The organism is Salipaludibacillus daqingensis, from assembly GCF_029891575.1.
GTDB classification, from domain to species: Bacteria; Bacillota; Bacilli; order Bacillales; family Salisediminibacteriaceae; genus Salipaludibacillus; species Salipaludibacillus daqingensis.
On record NZ_JARZHF010000008.1, the window covers coordinates 31,678 to 54,894 of the forward strand.

Below are 23,217 nucleotides of genomic sequence, written 5' to 3' on the forward strand. Positions count from 1 at the left end.
AGAATGCAAACTCCTTTAATGTAAAATTTATAATGTGCTAATTTTTGTTTTCACTTCTTCTAGTGTCGGCAGTGCTGTCATCGCACCTTTAGTTGATGCTGCTAACCCACCAGAAACGGAGGCAAATTGTGCCATTTTTTTCAGTTCATCTGTCGTTAATTCAGACACTGATTTATCTAACAAATGAAGTTGATAAAGGATCCCTGATACGAACGCGTCTCCTGCACCCGTCGTATCGACTGCTTTCACCTTCATTGCTTCCACTTTTACAGGCTCTTGCCCTTGTAAAAATATATGACTCCCTTCTGATCCTAACGTAATAAAAATAAGTGGAATTTTGAACTCATTGAGCTTTTTCACACCTGCTTCAATGTTTGCTTCTCCAGTAATGAATTCTAGTTCCTCTTCTGATATTTTTAAAACGTCTGCTTCTCCAAGCATACTGCGTATTTCTTCTTTCGCTTCGGTTTCGTTTTTCCAAAGACCTAAACGAAGGTTCGGATCATAAGAAACAATCAATCCTTTTTCTCTCGCAAGCTTAACGGCTTTTTTAGTGGATGACTTGGACGGTTCACTAATAAGACTAATGGAGCCGAAGTGAAGTAAATTATGCTCGTTAAACAACGCTTCATCTACTTCGTTTTCTTCCAAAAAGCGATCCGCACTAGGGTCAATATAAAATTCAAAACTACGTTCTCCACCTTCACCTAATGTGACAAATACGACGCCTGTGCGTGTATCGTTCGTAAACGTCATCGCGGAAGTGTCCACGCCATACCCTTTTAAAGTCGCTTCAAGGAAACGACCTAAAACATCGTCTCCAACTTTTCCTAGAAAAGTGGACTTTGCTCCTAATCTAGCTAGTCCTACAGCTACGTTTGCTGGCGCACCACCTGGACTTTTTTGAAATGTCTCATTGTTATCGTCTAAAGGAATAAAATCGATTAATGCCTCACCTAAACTTATGATACCTTTTTTCATTCTAATGTCCTCCTTGAGTCTATGTATTCTTTGATAAATCACAGTTAGTCTGCCTCTATTATACGTATCCTACCACGAAACGACAACGCTATGAAGAGGAAACGTGCATGTTTTCACGTGTCCGTATTTTAAACAGCTTTTGTTACCTTTTTCTGTAATAGCTTGGCTTTGGGAACTAGACGCCTCAACTACTGACCCTTATAGCCGATTTCGCGCTCTTATTGGTCACTAGTCACCTCAACTACTGACCCTTACTCATCCTTTCAGCGCCGCATTGGTCACTAAAAAATCAAAAAGCCCCTCTTCAACAAGACGAGGGGCCAAAGAAATATACTCTTATCATTACACTTTAAATCGACTAGTTTTTTCCTGCAAACCTGAACTTAAATCATTCAAATGTTCAGATGTTGTTCCAACAGTTTCAATTGCCTTCGTTTGTTCCGTGGAAGATGCCGATACTTCTTCTGCTGTTGCCGCTGCTCCTTCCGATACTTGAGCGATACTTTTCATTGTAGAAACAATTTGTTCTTTTTGATCGTTAACTCCTTTTAAATCAACCGTTAATGAATCAAGCGACGTCGTTAACGTTTCAATGTAACGAATAATTGATGTGAAGGACTCATGCGTGTCTTCCACTGCTTTTTGCTGATCGTCACTCATATGATTCGCTTTTTCCATTGATGATTCTACCCGCTTCGTCTCGCCTTCCACTTCAGAAATCGTTCCACGAATTTTTTCGGTAGCATTAATCGACTGTTCTGCTAACTTTCGCACTTCATCAGCCACAACAGCGAATCCTTTCCCGTGTTCGCCTGCTCTTGCTGCTTCAATACTCGCATTTAAGGCCAGTAAGTTTGTTTGATCAGCAAAGTCAGAAATTGTATCAATGACTCCGCTAATGTCGGTTACTTTCTTTGTAAGTTCACGAATCGCAACGTCCACTTGAGAGAACACTTGTCGCGAGTTAGTCGTTCTTTCTTCTAAGACTTTCATTTGTGATAACCCTTGTTCATTCGCTGTTTTCATATCAGAAGACAGTTCATTCATTTGGTTCGTCTGTTTTGACGCTTGATCTACTTGGTTAGCGAGTAACTGCATTTGTTTGTTCGCTTCTTCTATATCTTCTGCTTGTTTAGATGCTCCTTCTGCTACCTCATTTACTGCGGAAGACATATCATCACTCGTAGCTAATGTTTCTTCTGAGACGGCGCTTAGTTCCTCCGCCATCACTTTGCAATCATTTGCCGATCCTTGAATCGATCCGATCAATTGCCTTAACTCACCGCTCATATGGTTAACGGATACCCCAAGTTGGCTCAGTTCATCTTTTCCTTTTATGTCTAAGTCGGAGGAGAAGTCGCCATCTGCCATTTGACTTACTTTTTGATTTAACTGGCGAATAGGGTGTGTTAATTTGCTTGCCACAACATACGAAGCAACAATCGCCATAAGAACAGCAATTACGGAAACAATTAAAAACGTATTTCGTGTATTCGTCAGTTCGGCATACAAATCACCATCATTATAAATGGACATCACTTTCCAGTTATAGCCGTCGATTTCATCAAAATAAATCGTTTGACCTCCTGATTGGAGGGAGCCAGCATCACTTGATGCAAAGGCAGCACCGAGTTGAGTATCTTCTGTCGCATTTGTACCGACTTGCGCTGAATCTGTATGAGCAATAATTAATCCTTCACTATCAACTAGTGCCAAATCTCCGTTATAACCTACCTCTGTTGACTCTAACAAAGACACCATTTCATCCAAGGAAATATCGATTGCTTGAACACCTAACACTTGATTACCATTGTTTGACACAACCGATTGGGCCACGGTAATAACTAATTCTTCCGTATCTACGTCAATGTATGGAGCAGTCCAGATTACTTCTCCTTCTTGTTCCAATGCATCTTCGTACCAAGGCCGCTCTCTAGGATCAAAACCATCTGGCAAATCAATGACCGGTGTCGTCAGCATTTCCCCTTGCTCACTACCAATATACGTTAATTGAGCACCTGCTTCTTGTCCCATAAATGTTTCGTGACTTGTTTGTAAGCTATTCCAATTTTCATTTTGATCAGCTGTTGTCCCATCCCCTTGTAAATAATCAATCGTCCGTTCATCTTCCGCCAACATTTTAACGGTTAGCTGATATTTGTCTAGAAATGTTTCAATAAATCGATCCACATCTTGCACGGTTGACGTCGCATTTTCCTCTACTGAACTTTCTATTCCCGTACTTAATTGGTAATAGATAATTAGTGAAGTCAATAACATCGTGACAACAATTAATCCCCCGGTAAAAATAACGAGTTTCCCTTTAACAGACTTAAGCAATCCCACCACACCTTTTTCATCATGACTTTATAACTATATTTCATATATTATCTATGAGTAGATACTTTTTCTCAAGTGGTTTTTATAAAGTAAATAATATTACACAAAAAATTGAGAATTATCTGGAAAATTTAACTAGATGGATTCTTAGTTACCTTCCTAATGTCTTTCTCTGGTATGTTAGAATACTCGATAAACATTGTTTTTAGATAAAGGCAAAAAGGGACTTGAATTCTAGTAAGACGCATTTCCTGTTACAATGAAAGAACCTAGAGGAATTTCTGCAACATGAAAGGATGACAAGATGACTAAAGTATATATTCTTCACGAAAACGACGAATGGACGAAACCACTTATGGCTGCGTTGGAAGAGTTGAACGTGCCACATGAAGGCTGGCATTTAGATGAAGGAATCGTCCCTTTAGATGAAACACCTCCAGAAGGCATTTTCTACAATCGAATGAGTGCGTCCTCTCATTCTCGGGGACACCGCTATGCTCCTGAATTGACTGACGCTTTGATTAACTGGCTAGAAAGTCACGGACGTAAAGTGTTTAATAACCTTCGCGCTTTGCAATTAGAAGTAAGTAAAGTCGCTCAGTACGAAGCTTTAAAAAAATTTGATATCCTCGTTCCACGAACAACCGCTGCCGTTGGGAATAAATCGTTAATGAAAGCGGCTGAAAATTTTTCGACACCTTTTATTACGAAGCACAACCGTGCTGGTAAAGGTTTAGGTGTTCATCGCTTTGATCATATAGATGCACTGAAATCAGCAGTTAAAACTAACGACATCGAAGCTTCTGTCGATGGTATTATGCTTCTTCAGCAGTATATTGATGCTCCGGATTCAACGATTACTCGCTGTGAATTTGTCGGTGGAAAATTCCTTTATGCTGTTAAAGTCGATACGTCAGAAGGCTTCGAACTTTGTCCTGCAGAAGCTTGTGAAATCGGCGATCAGTTCTGTCCGACAGATGGTTCTGATCGTTCAGAAGTAAAAAATGAAACGCGCCCCAAGTTTGAAATCATTGACAACTTCTCGAGCCCTTTAATTGAAAAATACGAAAAATTCTTAGCAGCAAATGGTATCACATTTGCTGGTATTGAACAGATTACCGATAGCCAAGGAAGAACGTATACGTATGACGTGAATACAAATACGAACTATAACCCTCAAGCAGAAGATGCTGCCGGGATCCATGGTATGAAAGAAGTTGCGAAGTTCTTAAAAAGACAACTCGAAACAAGTCTTGTATAATAGAGGATAAACAAAGTCGAGATCTCTTTGAGAGAATACATTGAATGCCATGTAAATCAAGTGCTCGCTTACAGGCAATTTGCGAGACTCAGGCTGACTTTTCGGCTACCCTAGCTAGAAAATTGTAATTTCTTTTTTAATAGTTGGGTGAGCGTAGTGAATCTCGTAACTAATTTTTTATCGTAAAGGAGGATGGCTAATGAAACCTATTGATCGACAACTTGTCCAACATCACCTTTCAGACTTAGCTGGTGAAGCATTATATATTCATCTAGAAACAACAAATGGCGCTTATGCATCTCATAAAGATCAATCATTCTTCTCTGCTGGAGCATTTATTAGAAATGTTCAATTAACATTTTTGCAAGGTAAAATTACTGGAAAAGGCCCTTTTCGCATGGGACTTGAAACGGAACAAGGGTGGCTTTATGCGGAAGGTTTAACGGATTGGGAAATAGATGATGAAGATAGACTTCTATTCGCCGGACACGACTCTACAGGTAAACTTGCTATTGCATTGGAAATGGGCAAAAAACCGTTTCCTAAGTAGAGGACCACGCGAATATTTACGCACCATGATGGATGAAAACGGCTGATTTTTTGATGAAAGAAGAAAGGAAGTGATTGGATGGAACAGCATGTTCTAGTGATTCTCCCCCATCCAGATGATGAAGCATTTGGGGTAGCTGGGACGATCCTTTCCCACACTCAAGCAGGTACACCAGTATCATATGTATGTTTGACCCTTGGTGAAATGGGCCGAAATATGGGGCGCCCTTTGATAGCTAATCGAGAAACTCTCCCAGACATACGTAAAAATGAATTACATGAAGCATGTCGTCTGCTAGGTATTGAGGATTTAAGAAGATTTGGAATGCGAGATAAAACAGTTGAATTTGCAGATCAAGACGCATTACAAAGTCGTTTATTTGATGTGATTGATGAGATTAATCCATCGTTAATCATCACGTTTTATCCAGGTTACGCAGTACACCCGGATCACGATGCAACGGGTGCAGCAGTGATTCAAGCTGTTCGACGACTTCCTGAAGGAGACCGTCCAACAGTCCATGCGATAGCTTTTGCGGAAGGTAGTGAACAAGCATTAGGAGAACCTGATGTTGTTCATGACATTTCCCCTTATTACGACCAAAAAATGAACGTCATTGAAGCTCATCAGTCGCAAACTGCTGGTGTCATAGAAACGATGAAGCAACGTATGTTAGAAGAAGATGAAACGGTGCGTCAGCGAATGTTAATCGAACGATTTTGGACATTTCCAGTTTAGGTCGGATAGACTTCTTGTTTCATTTACTTGGGTTTCCTTCATTCAATTATCTAATTAGATAACATAATAAAAGCACCGTGCATACACACGGTGCTTTTATACGTTTTCATTCTTTTTCATCTTATCGTATTTATACGGTAAGGACTCTCCACTTTTTTCCGTTAGCATTAGTTTCACTTTTTCTGGCTCCGAAACAGAAAATTGAAACATCCTGTGTTTATTTGGAAAACGAACGGTTAACTCTACAAACTGCCCGTCAAACTGATGCCTCACGATACGCTTTGCATCAAAGATCGTTTTAATTTTATTCCACGTTGGAACAAATAATACGAATCCTTCTGTAAAAACGATAAAACCTTTTCGTTCTGGACCATGCATCACAGCATGAACAATGAGGCTACTCTTTTCTTCTACCATCTTCTCTGCTTTTTGCTCCGCTATTTTAATGATTAACGCATCATAACCAATAGTAAAAAGTACTGCTAAAAAGATGCTAAATAAACTATAACCAATCCCTGAATCCCACATAATTAGTGGACCTAACAAACCAAGCAATAAAACCGATAATACATAACGAGTATACCTACCTGCAAATGGACTTGAATGTCTGACCATCGTCTAACACCTCCTTAAAAATAGAATAGAATCTATCTACGTAAACTTTTTTCAATGGTTGATTTATTATAATAAAATAACTATCGAAGTCTATCCATTAAAACTTTGAAAAGAAGTCTATAGTATAATGAATATTTAATCCGATCAGTTTAATGAAGATAATAATTAATAAATATAACATATTTTATGAAAAAATTAAAATTACATGCCTGTTTTTTCCAAGAAACAACTTTACAATTGAGAGAATATAGGCAAGATAGGCAAAAGAACGCTATCGAACGAAACCGTTCAATAGCGCTTTGTTTTCAAGGGTCACCTAGGTTTAATCATTCCCTTATTTAATAAAGCGAAGGAGATCACCATAAATTATTTTATCAGAGTAATACAATTCGTCTTCTCCCCGATCAATTGGTTCAATACAATTATCTATCGCTAAAAGGTCACCACTATTTCGGTCAAAACATGTTTCTTTTGTATAAATTACTTCGTCTGTGATAACCGTACCATCTCTTTGAACTGCGAAATCATCTTTTTCATCTGCTAAGATGTCCCTTCCAAACATAATATGATCATCTTCTGGAAGTCCTAATAAATTTAAGAGTGTCGGCATTACATCGACTTGGCCAGATATTGTATCAATCGTTTTTGCCTCGTCTTCCAAACCGGGAATATGGATAATCACGGGCACTCGATCAAGCTTTGTTGCTTCAGGGTCTGTTACTTCATAACCAAGAAATTCCGATAAGTCTTCGTAATGACTTTCAGCGATACCGTAGTGATCCCCATAAAGAACAAACATCGTATTTTCATACATTCCTTCTTTTTTCATTTCTTCGAAAAGCAAGCGCATCGCTTCATCGGTGTAACGAACAGTTGGAAAATACCTGCTGACAATGTCGCTTTCGGAATCAACAGGATCGATAAAGTGATCTTCTGGATCTAACTCGTATGGGAAATGATTCGTTAGCGTTAGCATCGTTGTAAAAAACGGCTCCGGCGTTTCTTTGATCGCATCCATCGATTGTTCCACAAAGTCAATGTCTTTAAGTCCCCATCCAACGGAGTTATCGTCTGTCACATCATAATACTCAATGTCATAATACTCGTCATAACCTAATTTATCGTACATAACGTCTCGGTTGTAAAATGTGATGTCATTTGCATGGTAGGACGAAGTATGGTATCCCCTCTCTTGTAATGCTCTTGGAAGTGGCATCAAGGCATTCTCTTCGTGAGTGTGGAAAACCGCTCCTCTTCCTAATGGATAAAGAGAATTGCTCATCATAAATTCAGCGTCTGATGTTTTCCCTTGCCCAGTTTGATCATAAACATTATCGAAATAAAAACTATCTTCGATGAGTTCATTTAGAAATGGCGTAATTTCTTCTCCATCTACTTCTTCGTTAATAACAAAGCTTTCCACAGATTCCATCGACACCATCACAACATTCATATCCTCTGCCACACCGGTAAAGTCTTGGTTTGGCTCCTCAGCATACTTATTAAAGTGTCTTTCGATATTATCCCAATCTTCTTTATCAGCAAAAACTGTTTGTGAATTAGTTGTCAAATGAACGTAAGCATCGTATATATAAAAATTATATACTCCAAGACTTTTAATAACATGGTCTCGGTTAAATGAGTGTGTTCTATGCTCTGTCGTATCTATTTGGCTTGCGAAAACAATTGTACCGACAACTACTGCGATAATGGCATACTTCGATTTTGACTTTCGAAATGGTGCTTTTTTAACTGTAAGGAATTCTGGTTTTTTTATCATCACATACCAAATTAAAATGAAGTCTACGAAAAAGAAAATGTCGTACCATTGAATTAATTCAATAATACTCGTACTCAAATCACCCATATTACCGCTCATAACAAGCATTGGAAGCGTAATAATGTCCGAAAACTCACGGTAATGGACAGCATTAGAATATAAAATGACAGTCATTAATAAACTGACAGTAAAAAAGTAGGGTCTTTGAAACTTAGGTTTTAGGAGTAATCCTAGACTGAAAATAACTAATAAAAACGCTAGAGGATTTAAAGCAAATATTATCGTTTCTAAAAATTGATTCATCGTCAATTGAAATGTAAGAGTGGATACAATATATGTTTTCAACCAAAGGATCCCTAGACAAAACAACATAAATCGATGTTCATTGAAAAAAGTTTTCATCTATGGTCTATCCTTTCTTGCGATTTAAGCTCTAAGGCGACGCTGTTTCGCTCCTTTTATAAACATATGAAACCTAGCATAAAATGAATACAAAACTCGTAAAATGAGATGAGCGAATAGAAGTTAATATCGTTTTTTACTGTTGACTTCACACGTATGACGTTTACAAAAAATAATTATTAATATTATTATAGTGACTATTGATCTATCTCTCAATGCTTATGCGATATTTACAACATATTATAGATTTTTTGATAACCTTCTATACCCTTTTTTAAACGAAGTTAATCTTATTTCTCCCATTTGCAGAAGTCGCTTAATTTGTGCAGATGGCTCTGCTTTTACTATATGAATTATTTTTTACTATGCGATTTTTACAATATATAGGCTTTGAAATAACACTTATTATTTATTGAAATATAATAAATCTCATATCTGTATCTTACGATCACCTTCCTATAATTCGCGCTTAAAACTTTGTTCTTTAGTGTATTGCAGTCAAAATAAATTTTTGAAAATTAAGAATAATTGTGTTGATTTATTAACCAAAATATAGTAAATTTCTATATAAGAGTAATTTTCAGAAAACTTTTAATCTTGTTTTTATTCCAATTCTTCTATATTAATAGAATTTCTTTTCAAGAATTTATTCCATCTTGAAAACGAATATGGAGGTCCTAATGAAAAAGCCAGTTCTTGAAATAAACAATTTGCAAACACATTTCTTTACCGATCGCGGTGAAATCCCTGCTGTAGATGATGTGAGCTTTTTTATACGTGAAGGTGAAGTTTTAGGAATTGTTGGTGAATCCGGTTGTGGAAAAAGCGTCACTTCTTTATCGATCATGGGTCTTGTCCCTAGTCCTCCTGGGAAAATTGTCGGGGGCAATATCTTGTTTAGGGAACAACACTCCACGAAAGAAGAAACAGAAAATCTCGTTAACGTTTCGTCTAAAAGAATGAGACAAATTCGCGGAAATAAAATTGCGATGATTTTTCAAGAACCAATGACATCGTTAGACCCTCTATTTAGCATTGGTTTTCAAATAACGGAAGCATTAAATAATCATCAAAATCTTTCTAAAAAGGAAGCGAGAAAAAAAGCAATCGAGATGTTAAATCTTGTTGGCATTCCAAGAGCAGAACAAATTGTTGATGAATATCCTCATCAACTCTCAGGCGGTATGCGGCAAAGAGTGATGATTGCCATTGCCATGTCATGTGATCCAGAAGTTCTCGTTGCTGATGAACCTACAACAGCATTGGATGTTACGATTCAAGCGCAAATTTTAGAATTAATGAAAAAACTAAATCGCGAAAAAGGAACGGCCATCCTATTGATCACGCACGATCTTGGGGTCGTTTCTGAAATGTGTGACCGGGTTTGTGTCATGTACGCCGGTAAAGTCGTGGAAGAAGGGGATGTTCGAACGATCTTAAAATTCCCAAAACACCCATATACAAGGGGTCTTCTTCGGTCACTCCCTAAAATGCACGAAAAACAAGAACGCCTCTATTCTATACCGGGAAATGTTCCGAAACCTGGTTCTATAACGGACGGGTGCCGATTTGCTGCACGTTGCTCGGAAGTGTTTGATCGTTGTTATAAAGAAGATCCAGAACTTCTTACATTAAGTGAGGGACATACGTGTCGTTGCTTCCTCTATGAAAAGGAAGGTGACGTTCAACATGTCTAAGCCACTATTAGAAGTGAAAAAACTAAAAAAATATTTTGATGTTACCGGCGGTGTTTTTTCTAGAAAAGTTGGGGATGTTAAAGCCGTTGATGATGTATCTTTCGACGTTTACCAAGGGGAAGTACTAGGTATTGTTGGCGAATCTGGATGTGGTAAATCTACCACGGGTAAAGCATTGTTACGTCTTATAGAACCTACAGAAGGTCAAGTGTTATTTGAAGGTAAAGATATTACGAAAATGAATCCGGAAGAAATGCGTAAGATGCGCAGAGACATGCAAATTATTTTCCAAGATCCTTATGCTTCTTTAAACCCAAGACATAAAGTCGAGAAAATTCTAGGTGAGCCACTCCTTATTCATGGGATTGGTGATAAAGCTGAACGGAAAAAAAAGGTGAAAGAAATATTGGAAATTGTTGGATTGCGCGGCGAACAAGCAGCTAGCTATCCTCATCAATTTAGTGGTGGACAACGACAACGAATTGGTATCGCAAGAGCTCTGATTGTTAATCCAAAGCTAATTGTTTGTGATGAGCCTGTTTCTGCTCTCGATGTATCCATTCAATCACAAATTTTAAATTTGATGGATGACCTCCAAGATAAATTTGGACTTACCTATGTCTTTATTGCTCATGACCTTAGTGTCGTGAAGCATATTAGTGATCGGATTGGCGTTATGTATTTAGGAAGAATGGTCGAGCTCACAAGCAATGAGCAGTTGTATGATGAACCTCTGCACCCATATACAAAATCACTGTTATCATCCATACCTAATCCAGATCCTGATATTAAAAAAGAACGGATGATATTAGAAGGAGATGTACCTAGTCCTTCCAACCCGCCTGCAGGGTGCGCTTTTCATACTCGGTGCCCGGAATGCATGGATATTTGTCGATCTGTTCGACCAGAATTTCAAGAAGTTTCTGTTAACCATTTTGTAGCTTGTCATTTATACGAGGTTGATGGGGATAACTCCGACCAAGAACAATGACAGGATTACAAATGTAATAAAAGATTCATAAAATTTAAGGGGGAAACAGAATGAAAAAGAGCTTATGGTTGCTTCTTCTCGCATTAACACTGATTGTTGTGATGGCCGCATGTGGTGGAAACAATGATCCTAATGATGGAGAAGAAAATGTTGATGCTGCGAATAATGAGGATAATATGGATGAGAACAATGGTAATAACGAAAATGATGCGAATGACGAAAATGATGGAAATGATGACGCGGCAGCTGCCGGGGACCAAACTTTAATTTTTGCAAGAGGTGGTGATTCTCAGAGTCTGGATTTTGCAAGCGTAACAGACGGTGAGAGTTCCCGTATTACTCTTCAAATTTATGAATCTCTTTTAAAATTTAACGAAAATTCATTTGAAGTAGAGCCTAGTTTAGCTCATGACTGGGACATCAGTGATGATGATCTTACGTTTACTTTCTATTTAGAAGAAGGTGTAACGTTCCATGATGGCACAGACTTTAATGCTGACGCTGTCAAAACAAACTTCGATCGCTGGTCTGACCCAGACAGTGAGTTTGCATTTGCTGATGATGGTTATGCCTATACAACTTATGGTAACCAGTTCGGTGGTTTCAAAGGCGATGATAACCATATCATTGATGAAATCAACGTTATTGATGATCATGAAATCGAATTTGTATTAAATTATCCATCTGGTGCGTTCTTGCAAAATATCGCTATGAGCTATTTTGCTATGACATCCCCTGCTGCTTTAGAAGAGTATGGTAGTGATATCAATGAAAATCCAGTTGGTACTGGTCCGTTCAAATTTGTTAGTTGGAATAAGGACGACCGCATTGTTTTAGATAAAAATGAAGACTACTGGCAGCCAGACTTACCTAAGCTTGATCAAGTTATCTTCCAAGTTATCCCTGATAACTCTGCTCGTTTAACTGCACTTCGTTCAGGTGAGATTGACATTATGGATGGCTTGAACCCTGATGACTATGAAATGATTCAAGAAGAGCCTGGATTACAACCGTTTGAACGTGAAACGAATAACATTGGTTACTTAGGCTTCAATACAGACAAAGCACCTTTTGATGATCCACTAGTTCGTCAAGCAATGAATCACGCCGTCGATAAAGAAACGTTAATTTCTCTTTTATATGCTGATTTAGCTGTACCTGCTAAAAACATACTTCCACCAGCATACCTTGGCTACAATGATGATATTGAACCATATGAATATGATCCTGAGCGAGCACAAGAGCTCCTTGAAGAAGCAGGGTATGCCGATGGGTTTGAATTTGATTTATGGGCTATGCCTGTTGCTCGCCCTTACATGCCAGATGCTGAACGTGCCGCAGAAGTATTACAAGCAAACTTTGCTGATATTGGATTAGAGTCAAACATCGTTACGATGGAGTGGGCTACGTATTTAGAAGAGATTGAAACAGGAGTCCAAGATGTCTTTATGCTCGGTTGGTCTGGTACGAACGGTGACCCAGATTATTTCTTAGGAAACCTTCTATCTACAGCTACCATTCCAAGTAGTAACCAAACGTTCTATTCAAATACTGAAGTAGATGATTTATTAGAACAAGCAAGAAGTGTTGTTGATGAAGATGAGCGTGCAGCACTTTACGAAGAAGCGCTTGCTATTATTCACGAAGATGCTCCAATGATTAATTTGGTTCACTCTACTCCTGTTTTAGCGGGTAGTGACCGTGTGCAAAACTATGTACCTCACTTATCTACAAGTGAAGCGTTAACACACGTTGAATTATCAGAGTAAATAAAGTATCATTTTGAAAATTAATTTTTGAAGAAATGTGAGGGCAGTGTTAGAGGCATTAAATTTGGAGACTATCTCACAAAATTGGCTCTCCTGCCCTCTTTTCTTTTTTAATCGACATCTATTTTTATTTTTCAATTGGCTTATTGAACTTATTTTTTTGTTTTACATATGTTGATGGAAGTTAGAGGTGAACTCTATGATTGCGTATACAGTCCGAAGATTACTCATGCTTATTCCCGTTTTGCTTGGAATGTCGATTGTAACTTTTTCAATCATTCATCTCATTCCAGGAAACCCTGCTCAAGTCATTCTAGGGGATCAAGCAACGGCTACTGCAGTAGCCAATTTAGAAGAACAATTGGGATTAAACGAACCGTTCTTCGTACAATATTTTCATTATATGCTAGATCTTCTAAGGGGCGACCTAGGTACGTCACTTCGAACGAACTCGTCCATTTCCTCTGAAATCTGGCCTCATTTAGCAGCTACAATGGAACTGACGATATTCGCAATGGTGTTTGCGATTATAGTCGGTGTTAATGCTGGGATTATCAGTGCTTGGAAACAAAATTCTTGGTTTGACTACTTTGCAATGATCATTGCCCTGATTGGTGTTTCCATGCCTATCTTCTGGCTTGGTCTTATGCAACAATGGATTTTCGCACAAGAATTAGGTTGGCTTCCTGCATTTGGTAGAGGGAACCCTCGAGATCCCATCGAATCGATCACTAATTTTAATATACTAGATTCAATTATTAATGGCCGAACAGATCAACTATGGACTTCTTTTAAACATCTTGTCTTACCCGGAATTGCTCTAGGTACGATTCCGATGGCTATCATCGCCAGAATGACGCGTTCAAGTATGCTTGAAGTGCTGCGCTCCGACTATATTCGAACTGTCGAAGCAAAAGGTTCTAGACCTATTTCCGTTATATACCGTCACGGTTTTAAAAATGCTGTCATTCCTGTTTTAACCGTTGTTGGTCTTCAAACAGGGACATTGCTTGGTGGCGCCATATTAACAGAAACGATATTTAGTTGGCCAGGCATAGGACGTTATGTTTTTGAAGCGATTGGAAATCGTGATTACCCAGTTATCCAATCTGGTATTTTAGTTATTGCCTTTATGTTTGTCATCATTAATCTTGTTGTAGACCTTCTCTACAGTTACATCGATCCTCGGATTAAATACTAAATTGAAAAGCATTAATGCCTTGAACAGATACTAAAAAAGATGGTCTCACTCTCGCCTTTGACAAGTCGTCGATTGAAGCTATCCTAATCGCTAGGCGTCTGAATCTAGCCATAATTAAAAAAACTCTAGACTTACTTCGCCACAAAAGGAGGGAAGGAAAATAATGGAAACCGTAACTCCAACAAATAAAAAGCCAATGCCAGGTCCTGAAAGAAATGAACCAGAAATGGAAAAAATAGAAGTCGTTTCTCCTTGGAAAGATGCTTATTGGCAGCTCAAAAAAAATAAATTAGCGATGGTTGGTATTTTCATCATTATCTTCTTTATCATTGTTGCGCTTATTGCACCTTTATTAACACCTTATGCTTTCAATACGATTAGTGCCGGAGATCGTCTTTCAAGTCCCTCTGCTGCTCACTGGTTTGGTACCGATGATTTAGGGCGCGATATTTTCACAAGAATTGTGTATGGTGCGAGGATTTCTTTAATGGTTGGATTCTTTGCTGTAACTGGCGCATTAGTCTTTGGTACATTTTTAGGGATTATAGCTGGATTTTTTGGGCGTTGGATTGATATGCTTATCTCTCGAATTTTTGATATCATGTTAGCCTTCCCAAGTATTTTATTAGCTATTGCCATCGTCGCTATTCTTGGCCCATCATTGCAAAATGCGTTAATTGCCATTGCGATTATAAATATCCCTATTTTCGGACGGCTTGTCCGTTCTAAAGTTATCTCGATTAGGCAAGAAGAATATATCATGGCTGCAAAAGCACAAGGGATGAAAAATGGACGAATTCTTTTTCACCATGTCCTACCAAACAGTTTAGCACCAATCATTGTTCAAGCTACACTCGGTTTCGGTGTCGCTATTTTAGAAGCGGCAGCATTAGGCTTCCTTGGGCTAGGTGCTCAAGCACCAACACCTGAGTGGGGAAAAATGCTATCTGACTCCCGTCAATTTATTCAAAGTGCACCATGGACCGTTCTATTCCCTGGTATTTCTATTATGCTTGTTGTCCTCGGTTTTAATATGATCGGTGATGGATTGCGTGATGCGCTTGACCCTAAGATGAAAAACTAAATCTCTCTTTCGCCTCCCGAAGTTTCAATATAGCATTAAAACTGTTAAAATAAGGAGGACATTTGATTTTGAAAGGGAGATGACTATGCAAGGACTTGAACAAAAGATTGAAAAGTACGCGGAACTCGCTGTAACTATTGGCGTAAATATTCAAAAAGGACAAACTCTTGTTATCAATGCTCCACTCAGCTCAGCTGATTTCACTCGAAAAATTGCCAAGAAAGCCTATGAAGCTGGTGCAAAAAATGTTCATGTGGAATGGAACGATGATGATTTAAACCGTCTTCGTTACGATATGGCTCCTCTTGAGACTTTCAAAGAATTTCCTGAATGGAAAGCAAAAGGTTTTGAAAAATTGGCTGAAGACGGTGCCGCTTTCATGACCATTAAAGCAACGGACCCAGATTTGCTTAAAGGCGTGGACAGCGAAAAAATCGCAGCAGCTAACAAAGCCCAAGGGCAAGCGATGGATACATTCCGAAGTTACATCCAATCTGATAAAGTAAGTTGGCTTGTCATTTCAGCACCTGCGAAAGCTTGGGCTTCTAAAGTATTCCCAGATGATTCGGAAGAAGAGCAAGAAGAAAAATTATGGGAAGCGATGTTTGAAGCCGTTCGTATTAACACGGATGATCCAATAGCTGAATGGAAGCAGCACGACAAAAATTTGCAAACAAAAGCTCAATACTTAACCGACAAAGGTTATAAAAAGCTTATTTATACAGCTCCAGGAACAGATCTTGAAATTGAACTTCCTGATAACCACATCTGGCTAGGTGGCGGTGGCCCGAGTCAAGACGGCGTTCACTTCGTTGCTAACATGCCTACAGAAGAAGTGTTTACTGCACCGAAAGCTGATGGTGTGAATGGAACCGTTTCTAATACGAAACCACTTAACTATGGTGGTAACACGATTGACAATTTTACGTTAACGTTTAAAGACGGTAAAGTAGTGGACTTCCAAGCCAAAGAAGGCGAAGAAACGTTAAAACACTTGCTTGATACAGATGAAGGTGCCAAACGTCTTGGAGAAGTAGCACTTGTGCCTCACAGCTCACCAATTTCGCAATCTGGTATTCTTTTCTATAACACATTATATGACGAGAATGCTTCTAACCACATCGCGTTAGGAAGTGCCTACTCCACATGTGTGAAAGATGGCGCTCAAATGTCAACGAACCAATTGAAAGAAGCGGGCTTAAATACAAGTATAACGCACGTTGACTTCATGATAGGTTCTGGAGAAATGAATATTGAAGGAGAACTAGCTGACGGAACAAAAGAACCTGTCTTTAAAAACGGTGAATGGGCTGTCTAAGTGAGGTTTAGCTTTCTCTAATGAAACCGATCGGGTAGTAAATACTGCTTGATCGGTTTTTTTGAACTGTTAAACTCTAGCAACCTTTCTCCCCCCAACATTATGCATTAAACTATGCATAATATCCTCTTCTTGAAAACTAGACATATTCATCATTACCCTTTATTTAAAAGCCTTCTTTCCCTTGATTTTAATTTAAATCATCCTGTGGTTTTTTACCGTGGAGTTATATCACTATTAGATTATTTCCAGTCATTTCACGATGATAGATTAGAATAAATATTCGAAATTACTGTTGATTTATTCAATAATATAAATTAAAATTAATTTTGTTGAATAATTATAACCATTATTATGTTTGTTTTGAGACCTATCATATAAGGTCTACGTTTGTTAATATAGCTATTTTTGCAAAATTTAAATTATTATACAATAAATATTCTATGAGGTGAAAAGTTATGTCCGAACAAGATAAAACTCAACTGTCGCCAGCATCTACTTGGAAGTTTCTTATCCCTTCCATCATTGGTGTAGGGTTATTTATGACGCCCGTCCCAACGGAAGAGGGCTTTACCATACCGGTAGCTTTGCTTTCAAGTGCATTGCAAGGATTGCTCGATAATGCTCTCCCTGCAATTATGACTGTTATCATTATCCTTAGTTTTTTAGGCTCTCTTATCCATAAAGGTTTCCGTCCTCAAATAATGGACGAAAAACCCTTTTTGCGAAATCTATTTGATGTTTCCTTGTTTTGGTTCATCGTAAGATTCGTGGCCGTCATTCTGGCTGTCATGACATTGTTTGAATTAGGTCCGGAGGCTATTCACTCCGCTGATACAGGTGGCCTACTGCTAAGTGATCTATTACCATTACTATTTGCTATTTTCCTATTTGCAGGATTGTTTCTACCTTTGTTGTTAAACTTCGGTTTACTAGAGTTTTTTGGTAGCTTACTAACGAAAGTCATGCGCCCACTCTTCACGTTACCAGGACGTTCATCAATCGACTCCTTAACATCTTGGCTTGGTGATGGAACCATTGGTGTTGTTCTAACAAACAAGCAGTACGAAGAGGGATTTTATTCAAAGCGTGAGGCAGCAGTTATTGGTACAACGTTCTCCGTTGTTTCGATTACGTTCTCCCTCGTTGTCATACAACAAGTCGGTTTAGAAGAAATGTTTGTTCCTTTTTATGGTACTGTCATTCTAGCTGGTGTCGTGGCAGCTTTGATTATGCCGCGGATTCCACCACTTTCTCGAAAGTCTGATGAATACGCTCGTGGGCAAAAAAATCAGCTAGATGAATCATTACCAGAGTCTTATTCAAAGCAATCGTTTGGTATTGTTAAATTTGGTTTTGATAAAGCGAAACAGCGTGCTGACCAAAATACAACAGTAGGAAAGTTCTTTAAAGATGGCGGAAAAAATGTGTTGGACATGTGGCTTGGAGTCGCACCGGTTGTTATGGCCTTTGGTACGATTGCCGTTATCATTGCAGAAAATACACCAGTATTCACTTGGCTTGGAATGCCGTTCGTCCCACTTCTTGAGTTAATGCAAGTTCCTGAAGCTGCTACAGCATCGGAGACAATCATCGTTGGATTTGCCGATATGTTCCTGCCAGCTATTTTCGCTAGCGGTATTGAGAGCGAGATGACACGGTTTATCATTGCTTGTCTATCCGTGTCCCAGCTTATTTACTTATCCGAAGTTGGTGGCGTATTGTTAGGTTCAAAAATTCCGATTAACTTCCGAGATCTATTTATTATTTTCATTGAGCGAACACTGATTACACTACCAATTATCGTTCTTATTGCTCATATTATCTTTTAATGACAAAACACTGCTTTGGGTGAAAATCCAAAGCAGTGTTTTATTTGATTTCGTTTGAAGCTTGTGACCGTCTTTATCGAAATTCGCTCGCTTTGGTCACATGACGCTCTCTCTTGTGACCGTCTTTCTTCAAAATCAACTCGCTACGGTCACAAGACGCTCTCTCTTGTGACCCTCTCACCCCAAAATCCGCTCACAACGGTCACAAGCGCCCTCCTCTTGTGACCCTCTCACCCCAAAATCCGCTCACAACGGTCACAAGCGCCCTCCTCTTGTGACCCTCTCACCCCAAAATCCGCTCACAACGGTCACAAGCGCCCTCCTCTTGTGACCCTCTCACCCCAAAATCCGCTCACAACGGTCACAAGCGCCCTCCTCTTGTGACCCTCTCACCCCAAAATCCGCTCACAACGTTCACAAGCGCCCTCCTCTTGTGACCCTCTCACCCCAAAATCCGCTCACAACGGTCACAAGCGCCCTCCTCTTGTGACCCTCTCACCCCAAAATCCGCTCACAACGTTCACATGACGTCCTCTCTTATGACCGTCTTTCTTCAAAATCAAACTCATTCGTTATAATAGAACGTCATTTCTACATTTTTTATAGCGCGTATTGTAAAATGAAATGAAAGAGGTGAATCATTCATGGCAATAGATAAGCAATCTTTAAGAGAAAAGATTTGGGACAAGATGATGGAAGAAAAAGTAGGCCGGTTTCCGTTTCCTTTGAAAGGACGAATTCCAAATTTTAAGCATGCGGAAAAAGCGGCTAGTTTTGTTTTTGAAATGGAAGAATACAAAGACGCTTCTGTTGTCAAAGTTAATCCAGATTCTCCCCAACTACCTATACGTGCACAAGTAATTAAAGATGGAAAAACACTTCTCGTTCCAACCCCGCGATTAACGGACGGATTTATTCAGGTTTTACCTGAAGATGTTCCTACTGGCGAGGAAAAAAAAGCAGCTAGTTTGAAAAATATTCATCATTATGGTCACGTCATTCCATTAAAAGATTTGCCTACAGTCGACTTGCTTTTTGCTGGCTCTGTTGCTGTCCATCCAGACGGAAGACGAATTGGGAAGGGCGAAGGTTATGCAGACCGAGAATATGCTATCTTGCGTGAATTAGGAAATCCTCCGATGCCAGTCATTGGCACGGTTCACTCGGTTCAAGTCGTGAACGATGATTTCCATACAGACGACTACGATTTAACGTTGGATTATGTTGTTACAGAAAAGGGAGTTATTGAAACTGGTGCAGGAGATAAAAAACCATCAGGTATTCAATGGGAATTGGTTACCGATGAAGAACGGACGAAGATGCCTGTGCTCGAAGAAATTTGGCAATTAACGAACAAAAAATAAACGTCAAAAAGGGAGACTACCCACTGATTGGTAGCCTCCCTTTTGATTGAATAGATGCAACTAACCTTTTTTCGCGATGACTTCTACTTCGACTAAAGCACCTTTTGGCATTTTTGCTACTTCTACTGCGCTTCTTGCTGGATATGGTTCTTCGAAATACGAGGCATAGATTTCATTGACCGTTACGAAGTCCTCCATGTTTTGCATGAAAATCATCGATTTAATGACATCGTTCATATCGCAGTCTGCTGCAGCTAATACCGCTTTGACATTTTTCATCACTTGGTGAGCTTGGCTCTCTAAGCCATCGACCATTTCTCCACTCGACGGGTCTAGTCCAATTTGACCAGATGTGTAAACGATGTCCCCTGTTTTTACCGCTTGTGAGTATGGTCCAATTGCTGATGGCGCCTCATTTGTTTGGATCGGTTGTTTTTTCATTTCTATCATCCTTTCGTTATTTTTGATGAATGGCCATGTTTAGTTTATCAAATAAATCATTTTCATACTTAAGCCAGCGATTTCCTTCTTCTACGCTCGTTCGTTGGAAGGACAAAGTTTGACCGGGTAACAATTGAGCCACTTTCCAAAGGTCATGTGAAATGACGGTGCCAATGATAGGGTAACCGCCTGTTATTTGACGGTCGGCCATATGAACAATAGGATCCTCGTCACGAGGTACTTGAATCGCACCGAACCCTATCTCATTAGAGAACATATCAACAGAAGTATCAAATTCCAGTTTTCTCCCCTGAATTCGATACCCCATCCGGTCTGATTGTGGGGTTACTTTAAAAGAGTGTGTATAGAACGTTGATAAGGCTTCTTTCGTAAACAGAGCTTCTTGTTCATTTGGAACAACTCTTACTAAATGATGAGCTTGATAAAATGGACGGACATTTTTGGAAAGAATCTTGCCTTTTCGTTTGGACAACTCTTTTTCTGATAGTGCCCTCCCCGGAAGTTCGCTTCCTGTTTCTAATGCTTCTCCCATTAACCCGACCACTTTTTCTTTTGGGAAAGTGGAAGTTGCAGAACTAGGGAAAATTCTCTCAGATTGAATCCCTCCAGCAATAGCTAAATACGCTCTTGCTCCATGTTTCGGTTTTCCGAATCTTAACTCTTGTCCCTTTTCCACGTATACACTAGCCCACATTGGTATTTTCTCACCATCCACCGTTGGAGACAAGTTTGCTCCTGCAACAGCCAACACCGTATTTTCAAGAAAAACTAGACTAGGTCCAACCATCGTCATTTCAATCGATGCTTCATCCCAAGCATTCCCAACGAGCGTGTTAGCCATGCGAAAAGCGTAGGGATCCATCGGTCCTGCTGGTACAATACCCTCTTGTTGGAACTCCATCCGTCCAGAATCTTGGATTGTTGTATGTAACCCTGGCTCTTCAATCTTAAACATTGATTTCATAAATGACCCACTACTTTCTTGGAAACCTGATTTTCTAAAAACAACGGTAACGTCCATAACCTTCTCTGAAAAAGTAGCAGTTGTTGTCTTTTCACTTGGGAATCATACGAGCCTAATGGTCTATCATTACAATAGATGACATCGACGGTCACTTCTATCATAGGTTTCCTCCTCTACCCTTTTTCGATTCGGTATATCAACGATTTACTTTTAGTAAAGGATGAAATCTAACTTCGTAAATATTTGTTTCATTATAACAAAAGTCGAAGTAGAAATGGAGATTTTATGAAACGAATGAATTTATTTAAGTTCTAGCACTCATTTTCCAGTGAGGCCTACCCATTTCATCCTAAAAGCTGTTTTTCTTGCTAACTTTATTTCTCTAACGTAGTTAAACTTTCTTAAGTACAAAAAAACTTTTTTGTGCTATAAATACTATTCTACCTTTAAAATACTGTTGAAATTTTTTCTGAAAAATATTTTAAAGGTAGAGTCGAAGTAGCTATTGTAACCTATGCAGTGAGAGCGCACTGAAATCGTGAAAGCGCAGGTTCTACTTTAACCTAAGGACTCAACTTAGAAGACCCGAAATCCCTTGAACTACAAGTCATTGCCTTATCAACTTTTTCATGAATATCGTTTCGATTACCTTAAAATTTTCTTAATCCCCCATGTTCACCCAATTGGCACACCTCCACCTACGATCATCATTACCAAAACTTATCGACAACTCAAAAATCTATAGTTTCCTAAACAACAAAAAACACCTGCCTCACTCTCACTCAGGCAGGTGTTTAAGTATTCCTTTTATACTTTCCTCATCTTAATTTCACTTACGAGGTGGTGATCCCCTTTTCGCAAAATCAAGTCGGCGCGATGACGGGTTGGAAGAATATTTTCATGAAGATTCTTTCGGTTTATTCGCTCCCAAATATCGCTAGCGGTACGATAGGCTTCCTCATCATTTAATTCAGCGTATTTTTTAAAATATGATGCTGGATTCTTAAAAGCTGTTTCTCGCAGCGTTTTGAACCGCTCCACGTACCAGTGAAGAATATTTTCTTCCGCTGCATCCACATAAATAGAAAAATCAAAGTAATCTGAAACGTATACTTGATCGCCATACTCATCATTTGGTCGCTTAGGTGGCTGGAGGACGTTAATCCCTTCGATAATGACGATATCTGGTTGGCTTACAACTTGTTTGTCACCTGGCACAATATCGTACGTCAAATGAGAGTATACAGGGGCTTCTACTTTACTTTTCCCAGACTTTAGTTCTGATAAAAATTGCAGTAATCCATGGACATTATAGCTTTCTGGGAACCCTTTTTTGTTCATGATGCCCCGTTTTTCAAGTTCTGCGTTCGGATAGAGAAATCCGTCTGTTGTCACTAAATCAACCGTCGGATGATTATCCCACCGCGAAAGAAGCGTATGTAACACACGAGCAATTGTACTTTTTCCAACCGCTACGCTACCTGCAATACCAATAATATATGGGACTTTTTTCTCTTGTTTTTGTAAAAAAATCGACCTGTTGCGATACAACTCTTGAGAAGCCATCGCATGTAGGTTAATGAGACGCGTTAATGGCAAATAAATATCAGCCACTTCTTGCATATTGATAACATCATTGACCCCTTTAAGTCGTTCAATTTCTTCAGGAGTCACTTCCATCGGGTAAGATTGACGTAATTTCGCCCATTCTTCCCTCGTAAAGTTCATAAAAGGGGTTAGATTTTCTATTGTTCCCATTGACATAACGCACCTCGTTCAGTCTTGACTTCATTATATTGCATACGATTATTATCACTACAATGATGACGTATTCATATATTCTATCACGTTTTATCAATGGTGTCCTT

19 protein-coding genes are annotated in these 23,217 nt (G+C 39.1%); 11 read left to right on the top strand and 8 right to left on the bottom strand.

Features of this window, described 5'->3' with window-relative positions:
• Window positions 1-27: 27 nt before the first annotated feature.
• Both QDN89_RS15495 and QDN89_RS15500 read right to left on the bottom strand, forming a co-directional pair.
• Window positions 28-981, bottom strand: coding sequence for an aminoimidazole riboside kinase (locus QDN89_RS15495; protein WP_280771073.1), 954 nt, complete (start codon window positions 979-981; stop codon window positions 28-30).
• A gap of 342 nt (window positions 982-1,323) precedes the next feature.
• Complete coding sequence (locus tag QDN89_RS15500; protein ID WP_280771074.1) at window positions 1,324-3,321, bottom strand: methyl-accepting chemotaxis protein; 1,998 nt, start codon at window positions 3,319-3,321, stop codon at window positions 1,324-1,326.
• A gap of 304 nt (window positions 3,322-3,625) precedes the next feature.
• Between QDN89_RS15500 and QDN89_RS15505 the strand changes: the two genes are divergently transcribed.
• From QDN89_RS15505 to bshB2, 3 genes are all read left to right on the top strand, one after another.
• Window positions 3,626-4,582, top strand: a complete 957-nt coding sequence (locus QDN89_RS15505) for an ATP-grasp domain-containing protein (RefSeq protein ID WP_280771075.1) — start codon at window positions 3,626-3,628, stop codon at window positions 4,580-4,582.
• Between the two features lie 199 nt (window positions 4,583-4,781).
• Entirely contained in the window at window positions 4,782-5,132 is a 351-nt protein-coding gene (locus QDN89_RS15510) for a YojF family protein (protein WP_280771076.1), read from the top strand.
• A gap of 78 nt (window positions 5,133-5,210) precedes the next feature.
• Window positions 5,211-5,870, top strand: coding sequence for a bacillithiol biosynthesis deacetylase BshB2 (gene bshB2, locus QDN89_RS15515; protein ID WP_280771077.1), 660 nt, complete (start codon window positions 5,211-5,213; stop codon window positions 5,868-5,870).
• 96 nt (window positions 5,871-5,966) lie between these two features.
• On the opposite strand, the gene QDN89_RS15520 is transcribed toward bshB2, so the two are convergent.
• On the bottom strand, window positions 5,967-6,485 hold the full coding sequence (locus QDN89_RS15520) for a hypothetical protein (RefSeq protein ID WP_280771078.1): 519 nt from the start codon (window positions 6,483-6,485) through the stop codon (window positions 5,967-5,969).
• Window positions 6,486-6,819: 334 nt separating this feature from the next.
• Window positions 6,820-8,667, bottom strand: a complete 1,848-nt coding sequence (locus tag QDN89_RS15525; protein ID WP_280771079.1) for an LTA synthase family protein — start codon at window positions 8,665-8,667, stop codon at window positions 6,820-6,822.
• A gap of 680 nt (window positions 8,668-9,347) precedes the next feature.
• On the opposite strand from QDN89_RS15525, the gene QDN89_RS15530 reads away from it, so the two are divergent.
• From QDN89_RS15530 to QDN89_RS15565, 8 genes are all read left to right on the top strand, one after another.
• Window positions 9,348-10,364, top strand: coding sequence for an ABC transporter ATP-binding protein (locus tag QDN89_RS15530; RefSeq protein WP_280771080.1), 1,017 nt, complete (start codon window positions 9,348-9,350; stop codon window positions 10,362-10,364).
• On the top strand, window positions 10,357-11,355 hold the full coding sequence (locus tag QDN89_RS15535) for an ABC transporter ATP-binding protein (RefSeq protein WP_280771081.1): 999 nt from the start codon (window positions 10,357-10,359) through the stop codon (window positions 11,353-11,355). Before QDN89_RS15530 ends, QDN89_RS15535 begins: the two co-directional genes overlap by 8 nt.
• Before the next feature lie 50 nt (window positions 11,356-11,405).
• The gene (locus tag QDN89_RS15540) at window positions 11,406-13,124 is read left to right on the top strand and encodes an ABC transporter substrate-binding protein (protein ID WP_280771082.1); all 1,719 of its coding nucleotides are present in this window, start codon (window positions 11,406-11,408) and stop codon (window positions 13,122-13,124) included.
• A gap of 199 nt (window positions 13,125-13,323) precedes the next feature.
• Window positions 13,324-14,325, top strand: a complete 1,002-nt coding sequence (locus QDN89_RS15545) for an ABC transporter permease (protein ID WP_280771083.1) — start codon at window positions 13,324-13,326, stop codon at window positions 14,323-14,325.
• A 196-nt stretch (window positions 14,326-14,521) separates the two neighbouring features.
• On the top strand, window positions 14,522-15,409 hold the full coding sequence (locus tag QDN89_RS15550; RefSeq protein WP_280771281.1) for an ABC transporter permease: 888 nt from the start codon (window positions 14,522-14,524) through the stop codon (window positions 15,407-15,409).
• An 85-nt stretch (window positions 15,410-15,494) separates the two neighbouring features.
• Window positions 15,495-16,727 carry an aminopeptidase gene (locus QDN89_RS15555; protein ID WP_280771084.1) on the top strand — a complete coding sequence of 411 codons (1,233 nt, stop codon included), beginning with the start codon at window positions 15,495-15,497 and terminating at the stop codon, window positions 16,725-16,727.
• 458 nt (window positions 16,728-17,185) lie between these two features.
• Window positions 17,186-18,559, top strand: a complete 1,374-nt coding sequence (locus QDN89_RS15560) for a YjiH family protein (RefSeq protein ID WP_280771086.1) — start codon at window positions 17,186-17,188, stop codon at window positions 18,557-18,559.
• Between the two features lie 644 nt (window positions 18,560-19,203).
• Entirely contained in the window at window positions 19,204-19,923 is a 720-nt protein-coding gene (locus tag QDN89_RS15565) for a 5-formyltetrahydrofolate cyclo-ligase (RefSeq protein ID WP_280771087.1), read from the top strand.
• A gap of 60 nt (window positions 19,924-19,983) precedes the next feature.
• Here the strand turns inward: QDN89_RS15565 and QDN89_RS15570 are convergent, their stop codons facing one another.
• The 4 genes from QDN89_RS15570 to coaA all read right to left on the bottom strand — a co-directional run bounded on the left by QDN89_RS15570 (window position 19,984) and on the right by coaA (window position 23,107).
• Window positions 19,984-20,364, bottom strand: coding sequence for a RidA family protein (locus QDN89_RS15570; protein WP_280771088.1), 381 nt, complete (start codon window positions 20,362-20,364; stop codon window positions 19,984-19,986).
• A 16-nt stretch (window positions 20,365-20,380) separates the two neighbouring features.
• On the bottom strand, window positions 20,381-21,349 hold the full coding sequence (locus QDN89_RS15575) for a 5-oxoprolinase subunit C family protein (protein WP_280771089.1): 969 nt from the start codon (window positions 21,347-21,349) through the stop codon (window positions 20,381-20,383).
• Entirely contained in the window at window positions 21,346-21,510 is a 165-nt protein-coding gene (locus QDN89_RS15580) for a hypothetical protein (protein ID WP_280771090.1), read from the bottom strand. The genes QDN89_RS15575 and QDN89_RS15580 overlap by 4 nt, the downstream gene beginning before the upstream one ends.
• A 646-nt stretch (window positions 21,511-22,156) precedes the next feature.
• Window positions 22,157-23,107: a type I pantothenate kinase gene (coaA, locus tag QDN89_RS15585; protein WP_280771091.1), complete on the bottom strand. Its 951-nt coding sequence runs from the start codon at window positions 23,105-23,107 to the stop codon at window positions 22,157-22,159.
• Between the last annotated feature and the right edge of the window lie 110 nt (window positions 23,108-23,217).